Consider the following 16344-nt stretch of genomic DNA (forward strand, 5'->3'; position numbering starts at 1 on the left):
ACGCCCGGACTGCTCGCGAGTTCCACGATCCCCGCCGTGGCGGAGGCCGCGGCGGCCTCCGAGATTCCGGCCGTGAAGACGGCCAGCGCCTGTAATGGCGGCGCCGGTACGGGTCGTTACAGGCGGAGATCGCCTCGCCCTTGGTGTCTAAAACTCCACTCAAGACCGCACGAGCCCCAGGAAGGACTGCCAGCCGGTGGTGGGGACGGAGAGGGTGGGGGCGGTGGTGGGGTTCTGCTTGGAGTCGCGGATGTGGATGGTGGTGGGGCAGGTGGCGATCTCGACGCATTCGCCGCCGCCGCCGCTGCTGTAGCTCGACTTGTGCCAGGTGAGGGCGACTTCGAGGCACTGGCCGCCATCGCCCTGGCTGTAACTGCTCTTGAACCAGGTCAGGTCCGACGGCTTTTCGACGTTCATGTCTCTCCCAGCAACTTGTCTACGAATGCCAGCGATTCGCGCGGGGGCAGGGTCTGGGCACGCAGGATCCCGTTGCACGGTATCTATCGCGGTTTCACCGTCCATTTCTCCGGAACGAGTGGTGCGGGCATCAGGTACGCGGCGAAGGCGATCTGGCACAGGACCTGCAACACCAGCGGCTGGGGATAGTCCGCCCCCACGAGCGGCCACGCGAAGAACACCATCGGGAAGGCCAGCGTCGCCCGGAACGTGGTGACCTCCATCCGCCGGTGAGCCAGGCCCGCGAGGAGGGCGAGGAGCAGCGTCGGTATGCCGGTGATGGCGAGCACGCCCAAGCTGAACCACATGATGTCGGTGTACGAGTCCTCCCGGGACGCGAGGAGCGCGATGACCACCCATGTCACGGCATGCAGGACCACATACGTCAGGACGCATCGCCCGACCCGCTCCAGCACCCGGCGCACGCCAGGACCGGCCGGGGACACCGTGCCTTGCGTCACCGGCTCAGCCATGAACCAGGCCCAGGAACGCCTGCCACGCGGTTGTCGGGACGGAGAGGGTGGGGGCGGTGGTGGGGTTCTGCTTGGAGTCGCGGACGTGGATGGTGGTGGGGCAGGTGGCGATCTCGACGCACTCGCCGCCGTCGCCATCGCTGTAGCTTGACTTGCGCCAGGTGAGGGCGACTTCGAGGCACTGGCCGCCACTGCCACTGCTGTAGCTGCTCTTGAACCACATTAGGTTCGACGGCTTTTCGACGTTCATGTCTCTCCCAGCAACTTTTCTACGAATGCCAGCGATTCGCGTGGGGGCAGGGCCTGGGCACGCAGGATCCCGTACTGCTCCTCTGCCTCCCTGACGGCCTTGCGCTCAGTAAGGAGGCGGCTGTGCTTGTGAGCCTCCACGTAGGCGATCCTGCGCCCTTTCGCCGTCTCGATCAAGGTAAATGGGCCATCGAGCGCGGCGTGCTCCTCCCGAGCATCCGGCATGATCTGGATCTCCACGTTACGCCGTTGCCCGGTGAGCAGGACTTGCTCCAACTGGCCGCGCATCGTCGCCGGTCCACCCCACCCCTTGCGTAGGAGTGCTTCCTCCATCACGAAGCTGATGGTGGGCGCAGGCTTCCGCTCGAAGATCTCCTGCCTGGCCAGTCGCGCGGCAACTCGCTGCTCGATGGTGTCCTCGTCCAACAGGGGTCGCCACATTCTGAAGACAGCCCTCGCGTAGTCCTCCGTCTGTAACAAGCCGTTGATCACCAGCGCGTCGTACACATGCCACCCGACCGCTTCCCTCTCCAGCTTCGCCGCATCCTGGAAGAACGCCGGATACTGCGCCCTGTCCATGTCCTCGATGAAGTCGACCAGCATCCCGCCCGCGCCCAGCACCTCATCCGCCTGCCGGATGAACTTCGCGTTCGGGATGCGCCTGCCCACCTCGTACGACGTGATCGTCGCGGCGGAGTACCCCGTGCGGTCCCCCAACTCCCCGCGGTCCACGCCCGCTCGGAGGCGCACCCGCTTCAGCACCCGTCCGAAGACGAGCGGAATGCCCGAGCCCGGTGCTTTCTGGCCGTCCAGGTCTTCCTGTGCTTCCTCGCTCATGTACACCCCCAATGCCCTCGCGCCGCCCTCGGTCACGGTTGCGCGCGTGTACAGCGGCACCTCGCCCTTGTACAACGCCTGGTGGTCGGGGTGCGGCCGCTGTTCAACGCTACTGAGCGTGCGGGACCGTAACGGCGTGAAATCAGAAATCTCCACCCAGGAATTCGCCATGCGCTTCACCTCCACCCCGCGCGGCGCGCGGCTCGCCCGGCGGCTGGTCTCGCTGCGGCTGCACGAGTGGGGGCATCCGTACGACGGCCGGGTCAACGAGGCCGTCACGCTGATCGCGGCCGAGTTAGCCGCCAACGCCGTACGGCACGGGCACGTACCCGGACGGGACTTCCATCTGCGGCTCGCGGCTCAGGACGGGACCGTACGGCTGGAGGTCTCCGACACCCGGAGCGAGCGGCTGCCCGAGCCCCGGGTGCCGTGCGGGGAGTCCGGGTGGGGGCTGGTCCTGGTGGAGGCGCTCGCGGACAAGTGGGGGGTGGCGCCCCGGCAGCCCGGCAAGACGGTCTGGGCGGAGGTACGGCCGAGTCCCGCCACCGGGCGGTGACGGGACTCGTGATGCCGTACGGTCAGCCCGCGACCGAGACGGAGGGCTCGCCGGACTCGACGCCGTCGTCCTGCATCTTCTCGGCCAGCTTCATGGCCTCCTCGATCAGGGTCTCGACGATCTTGGACTCGGGGACGGTCTTGATGACCTCACCCTTGACGAAGATCTGGCCCTTGCCGTTGCCGGAGGCGACGCCGAGGTCGGCCTCGCGGGCCTCGCCGGGGCCGTTGACGACGCAGCCCATGACGGCGACGCGGAGCGGGACGTCCATGCCGGTGAGGCCCGCGGTGACCTCCTCGGCGAGCTTGTAGACGTCGACCTGGGCGCGGCCGCAGGAGGGGCAGGAGACGATCTCCAGGCCGCGCTGGCGCAGGTTCAGGGACTCCAGGATCTGGATGCCGACCTTGATCTCCTCGACCGGAGGGGCCGACAGGGAGACGCGGATCGTGTCGCCGATGCCCTCGGAGAGCAGCGCGCCGAAGGCGACGGCCGACTTGATGGTGCCCTGGAAGGCGGGACCGGCCTCGGTGACGCCGAGGTGGAGGGGGTAGTCGCACTGGGCGGCGAGCTGGCGGTAGGCCTCGATCATCACGACCGGGTCGTTGTGCTTGACCGAGATCTTGATGTCGCGGAAGTCGTGCTCCTCGAAGAGGGAGGCTTCCCACAGGGCGCTCTCGACCAGCGCCTCCGGGGTGGCCTTGCCGTACTTCTGGAGCAGGCGGCGGTCCAGGGAGCCCGCGTTCACGCCGATGCGGATCGGGGTGCCGTGCTCCTTGGCGGCCTGGGCGATCTCCTTGACCTGGTCGTCGAACTTCTTGATGTTGCCGGGGTTCACCCGGACCGCGGCGCAGCCCGCCTCGATGGCGGCGAAGACGTACTTGGGCTGGAAGTGAATGTCCGCGATGACGGGGATCTGGGACTTCTTGGCGATGGTGGCCAGCGCGTCGGCGTCGTCCTGGGTGGGGCAGGCCACGCGGACGATCTGGCAGCCGGACGCGGTCAGCTCGGCGATCTGCTGGAGGGTGGCGCCGATGTCGGACGTGCGGGTGGTGGTCATGGACTGGACCGAGACGGGCGCGTCTCCGCCGACCGGCACGCTACCGACCTGGATCTGCCGGCTCTTGCGGCGCTCGGCGAGCTTGGTCGGAACGGACGGCATGCCGAGAGAAATCGCAGTCATCTGCTGTGCAACCCCAAGTCGTGGATCAAGATCCGGCCCCGTGCTACGGCGGGCTCCGGCATCCGAGATTACGGCACCGGCGTGTGCGCGGGCACATCCCACCCTGAGAAACCCCCTCTTTGGGGGGCGGCCGGGCGCGGCACGGAAGCGGCCCGGAACCCCAGGGGTTCCGGGCCGCCGTGCGGGCCGTACGGCTAGGAGATCTTGACCGGGTTGACGACGTCCGCGATGAGCACCAGGACGGTGAAGCAGACGAAGATCCCGGCCACCACGTAGGCCACCGGCATCAGCTTGGCCACGTCGAACGGGCCGGGGTCCGGGCGGCGCAGCACGCGGGCCAGGTTGCGCCGCAGCGCCTCCCACAGGGCGCCGGCGATGTGGCCGCCGTCGAGCGGGAGCAGCGGGAGCATGTTGAACAGGAACAGCGAGAGGTTGAACCCGGCGAGCAGCATCACGAACATCGCCACCTGCTGGGAGGCGGGGATGTCCAGGGTGGCGATGTCGCCGGTGATGCGGGCCGCGCCGACGATGCCCATCGGGGAGTCCGGCTGGCGCGGGGCGTTGTCGAACGCGGCGTCCCACAGGGCCGGGATCTTGCCGGGCAGGGCGGCGAGGGAGTCGACGGCGTCGCCGACCCGGTCGGTCATCCAGGTCACGGAGTCGCCGAAGCCCTGCTTCTGGACGCCGGTGGCGGAGCTGAAGCCGAGGAAGCCGGCCTTCACGTACTTGCCCTGCTCGTAGGTGCCACTGGAGTCCTTCTTGGCGACCAGGTTGGTGGCGATCTTCGCGTGCAGGGTCAGCTGCCGGCCGTCGCGCTCGACGACGATCGGCACCTGCTTGCCCGCGCTGTCGCGGATCAGGTCGGAGAGGGTGTTCCAGTCCTTGGTGGGCTTGCCGGCGAAGGAGACGATCTTGTCGCGCTTCTGGATGCCGGCGGCCGCGGCCGGGGAGGCCGGGTCGGACTTCTTGCAGGTGTCGCGGTTCTCGCTCTGCGCGATGACGCAGGGGGAGACGGAGGCGACGGTGGTGGTCTGCTGCTGGATGCCGAAGCCCATGAGCACAGTGAAGAACAGGGCGATCGCGAGGATCAGGTTCATGAACGGGCCCGCGAACATGACGATGACGCGCTTCCACGGCTTGCGCGTGTAGAACATGCGCGTCTCGTCGCCGGGCTGGAGCTCCTCGTAGGCCGCCGAGCGGGCGTCCTCGATCATGCCGCGCCAGGGCGAGGTGGAACGGGCCGAGATCCGGCCCGCGTTGTCCGGCGGGAACATGCCGATCATGCGGATGTAGCCGCCGAGCGGGATCGCTTTGATGCCGTACTCGGTGTCGCCCTTCTTGCGCGACCAGACGGTGGGGCCGAAGCCGACCATGTACTGCGGGACGCGGATGCCGAAGAGTTTGGCCGTCGACAGATGTCCCAGCTCGTGCCACGCGATCGAGACGAGCAGACCGAACGCGAAGACCAGTATGCCGAGGATGAACATCAAGGTCGTCATGCACGCGCCTCCGCGGTCGCCGTCGTGGCTGTGATCTCACGGGCCCGGGTCCGCGCCCAGGTCTCCGCTTCGAGGACGTCCGACACGGTGAGTGAAGTTCCCGTTCCCGGTGTGCCGTGTTCCTCGACCACGCGGGTGACGGTCTCCATGATCCCGTTGAAGGGCAGCACGCCGTCCAGGAAGGCCGCGACGCACTCCTCGTTGGCGGCATTGAACACCGCCGGGGCCGTCCCCGCGAGCCGTCCGACGTGCCGGGCGAGATCCACCGAGGGGAAGGCCTCGTTGTCCAGCGGGAAGAACTCCCAGGTGGAAGCCTTGCTCCAGTCGAAGGCGGGCGCGGCGTCCGGAACCCGTTCGGGCCAGCCGAGGCCGATGGCGATCGGGCCCCGCATGTCGGGCGGCGTGGCCTGGGCGAGGGTCGAGCCGTCGGTGAACTCGACCATCGAGTGGACGTACGACTGCGGGTGCACGACCACCTCGATGCGGTCGAACGGGATGTCGTACAGCAGGTGCGCCTCGATGACCTCCAGGCCCTTGTTGACCAGGGTCGCGGAGTTGACCGTGATCACCGGGCCCATCGCCCAGGTGGGGTGGGCGAGGGCGTCCTGGACGGTGACGTGCGCGAGGTCCGCCTTCGTACGACCGCGGAAGGGGCCGCCGGAGGCGGTGACGACCAGCTTGCGTACGTCGGCACGGGTGCCGGCGGCGAGCGCCTGGAAGAGGGCGGCGTGCTCGGAGTCGACCGGGATGATCTGGCCGGGCTTGGCCAGCGCGGTGACCAGCGGGCCGCCGACGATCAGCGACTCCTTGTTGGCGAGCGCGAGGGTACGGCCCGCCTCCAGGGCGGCGAGGGTCGGCGCGAGGCCGATGGAGCCGGTGATGCCGTTCAGCACGGTGTGGCAGTCGGAGGCGGCCACCTCGGTGGCCGCCCGCGGTCCGGCGAGGATCTCGGGCAGCGGCTCACCGGGGCCGTACGCGGCGGCGAGCGCCTCGCGCAGGGCCGGTACGACGTCCTCGCGGGCGACCGCGACGGTGCGCACCCGCAGCCGGTGCGCCTGCTCGGCGAGGAGCGCGACCCGGCCGCCGTTGGCGGACAGCGCGGTGACGCGGAAGCGGTCGGGGTTGCGCAGCACGAGGTCGATGGCCTGGGTGCCGATGGATCCGGTGGAGCCGAGGACCACCACGTCCTTGGGGCCGTCGCCCGCGAGGGGGTCGTAGACGAGGTGGGGGTCGGCGAGGGGTGCCGGACGGGCAGGGCTGTCGGTCATCCCCCCATTGTGGCCGCACGCGGTGACGGTCTGGACAGGGTGTCCCCTCAGGGAGTACGTCCGAGTGCGGAGTGAGGGTGAGAATCCTGTGAGGGATGGGGGCTCAGGGACACCTCGAACCACCGGTATGTCTTCCCGGACGTCACGATCGGCGCCGGGAAGTACATGAAGATCCACACAGCTCCGGCAGGGACGTACTGCTGAGCGGCACCCGTCAGCCGCCGTAGGGCCTGCGGGCGTTGGCCCGTGAGGAGGGTCCGGGGGTCGCGTCGGCGATCCACGGGCCGTCCTCCGAGGGGTCCACGATCCCCTCCTCCAGCCAGGTGTAGGCGCCGCCGAGGACGCCCTTGACGACCGTGCGGTCGAGGTCGTCGGTGTTGGTCCACAGCCGGCCGAACAGCTCCTCGACGCGGACGCGGGCCTGGCGGCAGAAGGCGTCGGCGAGCTGGTAGGCCTCCCGGCCGTGCTCGTCGCGGGTGCGCAGCCGCTCGGCCCGTACGCAGGCCGCGCTCATCGCGAACAGCTCGGCGCCGATGTCCACGATCCGCCCGAGGAAGCCCTGCTTGGTCTCCATCCGGCCCTGCCAGCGGGACATGCCGTAGAAGGTGGCGCGGGCCAGCCTGCGGGCCGTGCGCTCGATGTAGCGCAGATGGCAGGACAGGTCGACGCCGTGCCGGAACTCGCCGTACGAGGTGGGAAGTTGGCCCGGACCGGCGACGAGCTTCGGCAGCCACCTGGCGTAGAAGACACCGGCCTGCGCGCCCGCTTTCGCCTTCTCCGGCAGGGACTTGGCCGGATCGATGAGGTCGCCGGCGACGGAGAGGTGCGCGTCCACCGCCTCGCGGGCGATCAGCAGGTGCATGATCTCCGTGGAGCCCTCGAAGATCCGGTTGATGCGCAGATCGCGCAGCATCTGCTCGGCGGGCACGGCCCGTTCGCCGCGCGCCTTGAGTGACTCGGCCGTCTCGTAACCGCGCCCGCCGCGGATCTGGACCAGCTCATCGGCCATCTTCCAGGCCATCTCGGAGCCGTAGAGCTTGGCGAGGGCGGCCTCGATGCGGATGTCGTTGCGGTCCTCGTCGGCCATCTGGGAGGAGAGGTCGAGCACCGCCTCCAGGGCGAAGGTGGTCGCCGCGATGAAACCGATCTTGGCGCCGACGGCTTCGTGCAGCGCGACGGGCTTGCCCCACTGCTCGCGCTCCGCCGACCATTCACGGGCGATTTTCAGACACCACTTCCCGGCGCCCGCGCACATCGCGGGCAGCGAGAGGCGGCCGGTGTTGAGGGTGGTGAGCGCGATCTTCAGACCGGCGCCCTCGGGGCCGATGCGGTGCGCGGCCGGCACCCGCACCCGGTGGAAGCGGGTCACGCCGTTCTCGATGCCGCGCAGCCCCATGAAGGCGTTGCGGTGCTCGACCGTGACGCCCTCGGAGTCCGCCTCCACGACGAAGGCGGTGATGCCGCCCTTGTGCCCCTCGGACTTCGGCACCCGCGCCATGACGACGAGGAGATCGGCGACGACGCCGTTGGTCGTCCACAGCTTGACTCCGTCGAGGACGTACTCGTCCCCGTCCGGCACGGCGGTGGTCGCGAGCCGCGCCGGGTCCGAGCCGACGTCGGGCTCGGTGAGCAGGAAGGCGGAGATGTCGGTACGGGCGCAGCGCGGCAGGAAGGCCTGCTTCTGCTCCCGCGTGCCGAACATCTTCAGCGGCTGGGGCACGCCGATCGACTGGTGCGCGGAGAGCAGGGCGCCGACGGCGGGGCTCACGGAGCCGACCAGGGCGAGGGCCTTGTTGTAGTAGAGCTGGGTGAGGCCGAGACCGCCGTACTCCGGGTCGATCTTCATCCCGAGGGCGCCGAGTTCCTTCAGGCCCGCGACGACCTCGTCGGGGATACGGGCCTCGCGCTCGATCCGTGCCGAGTCGATCTCCGTCTCGCAGAAGGCGCGCAGCTTGGCCAGGAACTCCTCGCCGCGCCGCACGGACTCCTCCGCGGGCATCGGGTGCGGGTGCACGAGGTCGAGCCGGAAGCGCCCGAGGAACAGCTCCTTGGCGAAGCTGGGCTTGTGCCAGTCCCGCTCCCGCGCGGCCTCCGCGACCTCGCGGGCCTCGCGCTCGGTGACGGTGCTGCGGTGCTCGGTGGGGGCGGACATGGGATCACCTCGCCGCGAGGAGGAACCGACCGGGGCGGTGCGCTGCCGACCGGGGCTACTGGCTCGTTGGTACCCGAAAAGAAACGCCCCCGCCACCCCTCGCGGGGGCGGGCGGGGCTGTTCGGGTCGTTTCCGGGGGGGCCGGTGACGGCCAGGTGTGCCGCTCGCGTGGCGTCGTCGTCATCGGTCGTCGGACGCTGTCGTCCGCATCCGGCATGGTCCCCCCGGTTCCGTCCGGCTTTCGGAGGGCGCCGGCGTCCATCCCCCGCGAAGGCCCCCGGACGTGCAAGGGAACGGCCGCAGCCCCCGCACAGTGGGCTGCGGCCGTTCCGGTTTCCGACCTGTCCGTGGCAGGTCAGCTCTGGGTGACCCGATGGCAGGTCAGAGGGCGAGGCCCGTCAGGACGAGGACGCGCTCGTAGGTGTAGTCCTCCATCGCGGAGCGGACGCCCTCGCGGCCGACGCCGGACTGCTTGGCACCGCCGTAGGGCATCTGGTCGGCGCGGTAGGACGGGACGTCGCCGATGATGACGCCGCCGACCTCAAGGGCGCGGTGGGCGCGGAAGGCGGCCTGGAGGTCGTGGGTGAACACGCCCGCCTGGAGGCCGTACTTGGAGTCGTTGACCGCGGCGAACGCCTCGGCCTCGCCGTTCACCTTCTGCACGCTGAGGACCGGTCCGAAGACCTCCTCCCGGGCGAGGGTGACGTCCGAGGGCAGGTCGGTGAGGACGGTCGGCGCGTACGAGGCGCCGTCGCGGTCGCCGCCGGTGAGCAGCGTGGCGCCGGCCTCCACGGCCTCCTTGACCCAGGACTCCACGCGCTGGGCGGCGTCCTCGCTGACCAGCGGGCCGACATCGGTCTTGGGGTCGCTCGGGTCGCCGGTGACCTGGGCCTCGACGGCGGCCACGATGCGCGGCAGCAGCCGGTCGTACACCGGGGCGTCCACGATCACGCGTTGCACGGAGATGCAGGACTGGCCGCCCTGGTAGTTGGAGAAGGTCGCGATGCGGTTCGCGGCCCAGTCCAGGTCGGCGTCCGAGGAGAAGTCGCCGAGGACGACGGCCGCGCCGTTGCCGCCCAGCTCCAGCGTGCAGTGCTTGCGCGGCACCGAGTCCATGATCGCGTAGCCGACCTTCTCGGAACCGGTGAAGGAGATGACCGGCAGGCGCTCGTCCTGGACCAGGGCGGGCATCTTCTCGTTGGCGACCGGCAGGATCGACCAGGAGCCGGCCGGCAGGTCGGTCTCGGCGAGCAGTTCGCCGATGACCAGGCCGGACAGGGGGGTGGCCGGGGCCGGCTTGAGGATGATCGGGGCGCCGGCCGCGATCGCCGGGGCGACCTTGTGGGCGCACAGGTTCAGCGGGAAGTTGAACGGCGCGATGCCGAGCACGACGCCCTTCGGGAAGCGCCGGACCAGCGCGAGCCGGCCCTCGCCGCCGCCGTCGGTGTCGAGTCGCTGGGCCTCGCCGCCGTTGAACCGGCGGGCCTCCTCGGCGGCCCAGCGGAACACCGAGGCGGCACGGCCGACCTCACCGCGGGCCCACTTGATGGGCTTGCCGTTCTCGGCGGAGATCAGCCGGCCGATCTCCTCGGTGCGCTCGGTCAGGCGCTTGGCCACGTGGTCGAGGGCGGCGGCCCGTACGTGCGCGGGGGTGGCGGCGAACTCGTCCCGGACGGCGTACGCGGCGGCCACGGCCTCCTCGACCTGGGCGTCGGTCGGCACGCTGACGGTGCCGACGAGCCGGCCGTCCCACGACGAGGTGACGTCGAAGGTGGTGTCGCCGGTGACCTGGCGGCCGGCGAGCCAGAAGGCGTGGGTGGAAGTCATGTGCGATTCCCGGCCTTTCCGCGTTTGGGGGAGTCCTTGGCTTTCGTGCTCCACGGTAGGGCGGCGGGGGCCGGGGGTCGCTTGTCCGTGCCGTAGCAGTAGCCGCCGTGGCCACTACTGATTGGACTACTACTGGTCGGTCGCGGTGGCCTTCAGCGCGAGCCACAGCTCCATGCGCACGTCGGGGTCGTCCAGGGAGCGCCCGAGGATCTCCTCGACCCGGCGCATCCGGTAGCGCAGGGTGTGCCGGTGCACGCCCAGGTCGGCGGCGGCCGCGTCCCACTGACCGTGCCGGGAGAGCCAGGCGCGCAGGGAGGCCACCAGGTCGCCGCGGCCGGTGGCGTCGTGCTCGTACAGCGCGCGCAGCAGCCCGTCGGCGAACGCCTTCACCGCGTCGTCGGCGAGCAGCGGCAGCACGGAGCCGGCGGCCAGCTGCTCGTGCTCGACCAGGACCCGGCCGCGGCGCCGGGCCACCGACAGGGACTGCTCGGCCTGTTTGTAGGCGGCCGCGGCGGCGATGGGACCGGCCGGCGCGGACAGGCCCACGACGAATTCGTCCTCGTCCGCGGCCGTGTGCTCGGGGCTGGTGCGGGCCGCCTCCAGCTCCGCCGCGCGGGCGGCGCAGGCGGCCACCGCCGCGCCGCCGTCCGCGGCCAGGACGACGAGCCGCTCGCCCTCCGGCACCACGAGGACCGCCTCGCCGGAGCGCGCGGCGGCGGCCTCCAGGGTCTCCGCGAGGGTGCCGAGCCGATCGGCGCCGGCCCCGCGCGCCGCGGGCACGGACTCGGCGACGATCATCCGGAACGGCGCGTCCAGCAGCCTGCCGTACAGGTCGCCGGCGACGGCGCGGGCGTGGTCGGGTTCCCCGGCGAGCAGCATGCGCAGGACGGCGGTGCCGATGCGCTGCTCGGCGGCGTGCAGGGAGCGGGAGCGCTCGGTGGTGAGGGTGAGCAGGGCGATGGCGGAATGTACGGCGTACCGCTCGGCGGTGCCCGGCGCGGCGGCGGTGCCGACGGCGAGGGCGGCGCGGGTGCGGCGGCCGGTGCCCAGGGAGTGCAGCTCGACGCGGTCCTCGTGCTCGGGGCCGCCGACCACGGAGGAGGCGGGGGCGGGCCGCTCCCGGAGCCGTTCCACCTCGCCGGTGAGGCGGGCGGCGCGGCGGCCGGCCCAGTCGGGGGCGGCGGCGACGACGGTGCCGGAGGCGTCGTAGAGCGCGGCCCAGCCGTCGACCTGGGCCGCGAGGGCGGTGAGCAGGCCTTCGGGGCCGGCGTTCAGGGCCTGCTTGGTCAGCTCGCGCTGGGCGGCGAAGCCGGCGGTGACGGCGCGGTACTGGTCGGCGGCGATGGCGGCGGAGACGGCCTTGCTGATGGCGAGGAAGGGGGTGCGGCGAGGGACCTCGAGGAGCGGCAGGGGTTCGTTCGCGCAGGCGTCGACGAGGGCCTTGGGGATCTCCTCGTAGTTCACCCCGACGGCGAAGCCGAGCCCGACGACGCCGGCGCCGGCGAGGCGGTGCACGTACCGGCGCATGGCCTCCGGGTCCTCGGCGTCCAGCTTGAGCGCGGTGATCAGGAGGAGTTCGCCGCCCTCCATGTACGGCACGGGGTCGGCGAGCTCGCTGACGTGCGCCCAGCGCACGGGCACGTCGAGGCGGTCGGCGCCGGCCCGGACGGTCAGCTTCAGCGCCGAGTGGTGGACGAGTGAGGCGAGCGTCGGGGGCATGGTGCCTTCACGGTGACGGGGATCTGTCTTGGCCGCCGCGTACCAACGACCACCCTCGATTCTGCCTCACCGTACGATCCCCCGCCGCCGCCTTCACCCCCTCAGATCCACCAGCAACGGCGGCGCGTGCTCCCCCCGCACACTGGTCAACGACAACACGGCGTGCCCGGCGGGAACCCCGTGCGCCAACTCGGAGGCGGACCAGCGTTCGCGTTCTACTTGGCGGACGGTGACGGCGCGGGCGGTGGGCGCCTTGCCGGTGATGGCCCTGCGCACCATGTGGACGGCCTTGCCGGCCGGGGTCTCGGCGATGATCTGTCGGTCGGTGACGTCCCGCGTCTCCGTCCACTCCTTTCCCCACACCTCGGCGAAGTCCTGCCCGTCCCAGGGGGTGAGCCCGGACAGCGCCATCCGGCAGCCGACGGTGCCGAGCAGCGGGCCGCGCAGCGGTCGGGGCACGTCGTCCAGGGTGCGCAGGGTGAGCACCGCGCCGGCGTTCGCCGACCGCAGCCGCTGGATGCCGCGCACGGCCTCCGGGGTGACGACACCGGTGGCGTCGTCCAAAATCAGGCAGGCGAACAGCGACCGGTCCTCGCGGACCGCCACGGCGGCCGTGAACTGGGCGAGCACCAGCCGCGCCAGGATCCGGGAGGCGTCGGCGTGGCCCCGCTGCGGCAGGTCGATGCGCACCCGGACCGGGTGGTCGAGCGCCTTAAGCGAGAACGGCCGGGTGCTCCCGGAGGTGTCGAAGAAGGAGGCGAAGGCGGGCCGGTCGAGCAGAGCGATCCGGTCGGCGAGCACGCTGCCGATGTCGCCGGGGTGGGCCATCTGCCGCTCCCTGGCGTCCAGTTCGCGCAGCAGCGACTCGTGGCTGGTGCCCGTCAGCGCCTTGCGCAGGGCGTTCAGCGGGCCGGCCCCGCCGTCGAGGAGACCGCGCAGCTCGGGCACGGAGGGGAAGCGGCCGTGGACGGCACGGAAGGGTCCGAGCAACTGGGCGAGGATGGTGGTGGAGCGGCGGCTGTCGCTGCCCGGATGCGGGTCGGCCAGGTCGCCGACGAGGGCCTCGGCCAGTATGACGGCGGCTTCGTCGGGGTCGGTCGTGCCGCCGTACAGGTCGAGGTCGTAGGCGGAATCCGGCTGGCCGACGCGGATCACGACGTCGTACGACTCCGCCGGGCCGAGACCCGCGCCGGCCGCGCCGACGACCACGACCGAGGCGCGGCCCGCGAGGGCGTGCAGGCACAGCGACTCGGCGAGCGGCCGAACCAGGGTGCCTGTCTTGCCGGAGCCGGCCGGGCCGACGGCCAGCAGGGAGGTGCCGAGCAGGTCGGGGCCGAGACCGAGACCGGTGCCGCGGTAGTGGTAGGGGTTGCGGGGGTCGTCGGCGGTGGCGCCGAGCCGGACCTGGCCGGTGAGCAGGTCGTGCCTCGCCTGGCGGACGGGCAGGTCGCGCTGGCCGGAGGGGTGCGCGCAGGCGGCGGAGCCGTCCTGCACCACGGCTCCGGTGAACGCGGCCAGGCTGTGCCGCCCCGACCGCACCGCCTGCCAGGCCCGGTCGATCCGGGCGTGGTCCACGTCCCGCATCAGCCCGGCCTTCGCCTCCCGCGCCAGCCGCTCGGCAGCCTCCTGCGCCCCGGCGGCACGAAGGTGGGGGAACTCGGCGGGGTCGTGGTCGGGGGCCGGCGGACGCTCGGACACCGGCAGGGCGGGCCGCCAGGCGGGCGGACCGTACCGGCGCCAGACCTCGCCCCAGCGGCCGAGGCGGCCGACGACGACCAGCACGAAGACGACGACGAGGAGGGAGTAGCCGTCCCACAGGATGGCCTGCGCGACCGCGCTGTCGCTGTTCTGCCAGGAGTCCGGAGCGAGCAGGCGGACCGGCAGCACCCACCAGCTGCCGAGATAGCCGTGCGACAGCAGGGACCACACCAGCCAGGCCACGAGGAAGGCAATCAGCGCGCCGCCGATCAGCTGGTGGCCGGAGGTCCGCTCGGGCTCCTGCCGGGGGCGGCTGCGGTGCCCGAACCGCCAGACTCCGGGCGAGGCCTCGGGGCGGGGTGTACGCAGCCAGGTCAGGAAGGCCGTGCCGTCGGGCCTGGGCGGTGCCCCCGGTGGGGCCGTCGGTCTCGGGGGCGGTGCTGGTGATTCCAAGGGGCGTGCCGGGTGAGGGAGTGGGCCGGGTTGGATTTTGTGCGTGTTGTGGGTTTCGTCGTTGTGCATCCGCCCTGCCCCCTGACCAGCCGTTCCGTCCACCGTCAGCGAGCAATCTAGTGCCTGCGGAGGGGAGTTAGGGGGTTGCGGGGCCGGGTGGGGCGCCGAGGGGCCCGTACGGTCGTACGTTCGCTATGTCCACCACGGACAACCGCGGCACCGCACAACGCCCACATGGAGCATGCCCACCTGTCCGCACCCGTCTTAGCCTGCGAGAAAAGAAGGCAAGCGTCCGTAATACCCCCAGGAGCCCCGCATGACCGCACTTCCGCAGGAGCGCCGCGTCGTCACCGCCATCCCCGGCCCGAAGTCGCAGGAGCTTCAGGCCCGCCGCACCGCCGTGGTCGCCCAGGGCGTGGGCTCCACGCTGCCGGTCTTCGTCACGCGCGCCGGCGGCGGTGTCATCGAGGACGTGGACGGCAACAGCCTGATCGACTTCGGCTCCGGTATCGCCGTGACCAGCGTCGGCGCCTCCGCCGAGGCCGTCGTACGCCGCGCCTCCGCCCAGCTCGCCGACTTCACCCACACCTGTTTCATGGTCACCCCGTACGAGGGCTACGTGGCCGTCGCCGAGGCGCTGGCCGAGCTGACGCCGGGTGACCACGCCAAGAAGTCCGCGCTGTTCAATTCCGGCGCCGAGGCCGTCGAGAACGCCGTCAAGATCGCGCGCGCGTACACCAAGCGGCAGGCCGTCGTCGTGTTCGACCACGGGTACCACGGGCGCACCAACCTCACCATGGCGCTGACGGCGAAGAACATGCCATACAAGCACGGCTTCGGCCCGTTCGCGCCCGAGGTGTACCGCGTCCCGGTCGCCTACGGCTACCGCTGGCCGACCGGTGCGGAGAACGCCGGTCCGGAGGCCGCCAAGCAGGCCATCGACCAGATCACCAAGCAGGTCGGCCCGGACAACGTGGCCGCGATCATCATCGAGCCGGTGCTCGGCGAGGGCGGCTTCATCGAGCCGGCCAAGGGCTTCCTGCCCGCGATCCGCCAGTTCGCCGCGGACAACGGGATCGTCTTCGTCGCCGACGAGATCCAGTCCGGGTTCTGCCGGACCGGGCAGTGGTTCGCCTGCGAGGACGAGGGCATCGTCCCGGACCTGATCACCACCGCCAAGGGCATCGCCGGTGGTCTGCCGCTCGCCGCGGTGACCGGCCGCGCGGAGATCATGGACGCGGCGCACGCCGGCGGCCTCGGCGGCACGTACGGCGGCAACCCGGTTGCCTGCGCCGGTGCGCTCGGCGCCATCGAGACCATGAAGGAGCTGGACCTCAACGCGAAGGCCAAGCGCATCGAGGAGGTCATGAAGGGCCGCCTCACCGCCATGGCCGAGAAGTTCGACGTCATCGGCGAGGTCCGCGGCCGCGGCGCGATGATCGCCATCGAGCTGGTCAAGGACCGCGCCACCAAGGAGCCCGACCCCGAGGCCACCGCCGCGCTGGCCAAGGCCTGCCACGCCGAGGGCGTCCTGGTCCTGACCTGCGGCACCTACGGCAACGTGGTGCGCTTCCTGCCCCCGCTGGTGATCGGCGAGGACCTGCTGAACGAGGGTCTGGACGTCGTGGAGCAGGCGCTGGCCCGCATCTGAGGCCCCGGAATCCGGCTGCGGCAGGCCGTGTGAAGAAGGTGTGCGGGGTGCATGTCGGGACGGGAATCCGTCTGCCCAAGCGCCCCGGCCTGCCGTAGGTTCTACCCAGATGAGAGATACACCCCGTCCACGGGGGACCGTGGACGACCCCAGGCCGGGGCCTCCCCAGCTTCGACCTGGTCGTGCCTTCGCGCACACAACCGGCGCCTGACGCCGGGATCTCCTCACCGATCGGACGGTCGCCGCCCCAAACCCCCCGGGGCGTGCGACGTTCCGGTCCGGACGGCCGCCCCGTGACCACCCCCCCTGTTCCGGGGCGGCCGGCC

General features: G+C 71.3%; 13 protein-coding genes. 2 read left to right on the forward strand and 11 right to left on the reverse strand.

Annotated elements, in window-relative coordinates; genetic code table 11:
* Window positions 1-159: 159 nt before the first annotated feature.
* The 4 genes from ACE4Q9_RS09140 to ACE4Q9_RS09155 form a co-directional block, all read right to left on the reverse strand.
* Complete coding sequence (locus ACE4Q9_RS09140) at window positions 160-417, reverse strand: DUF397 domain-containing protein (protein ID WP_397983744.1); 258 nt, start codon at window positions 415-417, stop codon at window positions 160-162.
* An 83-nt stretch (window positions 418-500) separates the two neighbouring features.
* Window positions 501-917: a hypothetical protein gene (locus tag ACE4Q9_RS09145; RefSeq protein ID WP_397983745.1), complete on the reverse strand. Its 417-nt coding sequence runs from the start codon at window positions 915-917 to the stop codon at window positions 501-503.
* A gap of 4 nt (window positions 918-921) precedes the next feature.
* A complete protein-coding gene (locus tag ACE4Q9_RS09150; protein ID WP_397983746.1) occupies window positions 922-1179 on the reverse strand; it encodes a DUF397 domain-containing protein in 258 nt (85 codons plus the stop codon).
* Complete coding sequence (locus ACE4Q9_RS09155; protein ID WP_397987159.1) at window positions 1176-2015, reverse strand: helix-turn-helix transcriptional regulator; 840 nt, start codon at window positions 2013-2015, stop codon at window positions 1176-1178. The genes ACE4Q9_RS09150 and ACE4Q9_RS09155 overlap by 4 nt, the downstream gene beginning before the upstream one ends.
* A gap of 169 nt (window positions 2016-2184) precedes the next feature.
* Here ACE4Q9_RS09155 and ACE4Q9_RS09160 point away from each other — a divergent pair, with 169 nt between their 5' ends.
* Entirely contained in the window at window positions 2185-2571 is a 387-nt protein-coding gene (locus tag ACE4Q9_RS09160) for an ATP-binding protein (protein WP_397983747.1), read from the forward strand.
* 22 nt (window positions 2572-2593) lie between these two features.
* On the opposite strand, the gene ispG is transcribed toward ACE4Q9_RS09160, so the two are convergent.
* From ispG to ACE4Q9_RS09195, 7 genes are all read right to left on the reverse strand, one after another.
* Window positions 2594-3751, reverse strand: a complete 1158-nt coding sequence (ispG, locus tag ACE4Q9_RS09165) for a flavodoxin-dependent (E)-4-hydroxy-3-methylbut-2-enyl-diphosphate synthase (RefSeq protein WP_397983748.1) — start codon at window positions 3749-3751, stop codon at window positions 2594-2596.
* Between the two features lie 194 nt (window positions 3752-3945).
* Window positions 3946-5250, reverse strand: coding sequence for a M50 family metallopeptidase (locus tag ACE4Q9_RS09170; protein WP_397983749.1), 1305 nt, complete (start codon window positions 5248-5250; stop codon window positions 3946-3948).
* Window positions 5247-6518: a 1-deoxy-D-xylulose-5-phosphate reductoisomerase gene (dxr, locus tag ACE4Q9_RS09175; protein ID WP_397983750.1), complete on the reverse strand. Its 1272-nt coding sequence runs from the start codon at window positions 6516-6518 to the stop codon at window positions 5247-5249. Before dxr ends, ACE4Q9_RS09170 begins: the two co-directional genes overlap by 4 nt.
* A gap of 214 nt (window positions 6519-6732) precedes the next feature.
* Window positions 6733-8670, reverse strand: coding sequence for an acyl-CoA dehydrogenase family protein (locus ACE4Q9_RS09180; RefSeq protein ID WP_397983751.1), 1938 nt, complete (start codon window positions 8668-8670; stop codon window positions 6733-6735).
* Between the two features lie 381 nt (window positions 8671-9051).
* Window positions 9052-10497, reverse strand: a complete 1446-nt coding sequence (locus tag ACE4Q9_RS09185; protein ID WP_397983752.1) for an aldehyde dehydrogenase family protein — start codon at window positions 10495-10497, stop codon at window positions 9052-9054.
* 129 nt (window positions 10498-10626) lie between these two features.
* Window positions 10627-12216, reverse strand: coding sequence for a PucR family transcriptional regulator (locus tag ACE4Q9_RS09190; RefSeq protein ID WP_397983753.1), 1590 nt, complete (start codon window positions 12214-12216; stop codon window positions 10627-10629).
* Window positions 12217-12309: 93 nt separating this feature from the next.
* The gene (locus ACE4Q9_RS09195) at window positions 12310-14436 is read right to left on the reverse strand and encodes an ATP-binding protein (RefSeq protein WP_397983754.1); all 2127 of its coding nucleotides are present in this window, start codon (window positions 14434-14436) and stop codon (window positions 12310-12312) included.
* Between the two features lie 247 nt (window positions 14437-14683).
* Here ACE4Q9_RS09195 and gabT point away from each other — a divergent pair, with 247 nt between their 5' ends.
* A complete protein-coding gene (gene gabT / locus ACE4Q9_RS09200) occupies window positions 14684-16018 on the forward strand; it encodes a 4-aminobutyrate--2-oxoglutarate transaminase (RefSeq protein ID WP_397983755.1) in 1335 nt (444 codons plus the stop codon).
* The last annotated feature ends 326 nt before the right edge of the window (window positions 16019-16344 follow it).

Origin of the sequence: Streptomyces sp. AM6-12 (assembly GCF_044327085.1) — a bacterium.
GTDB lineage: Bacteria > Actinomycetota > Actinomycetes > Streptomycetales > Streptomycetaceae > Streptomyces.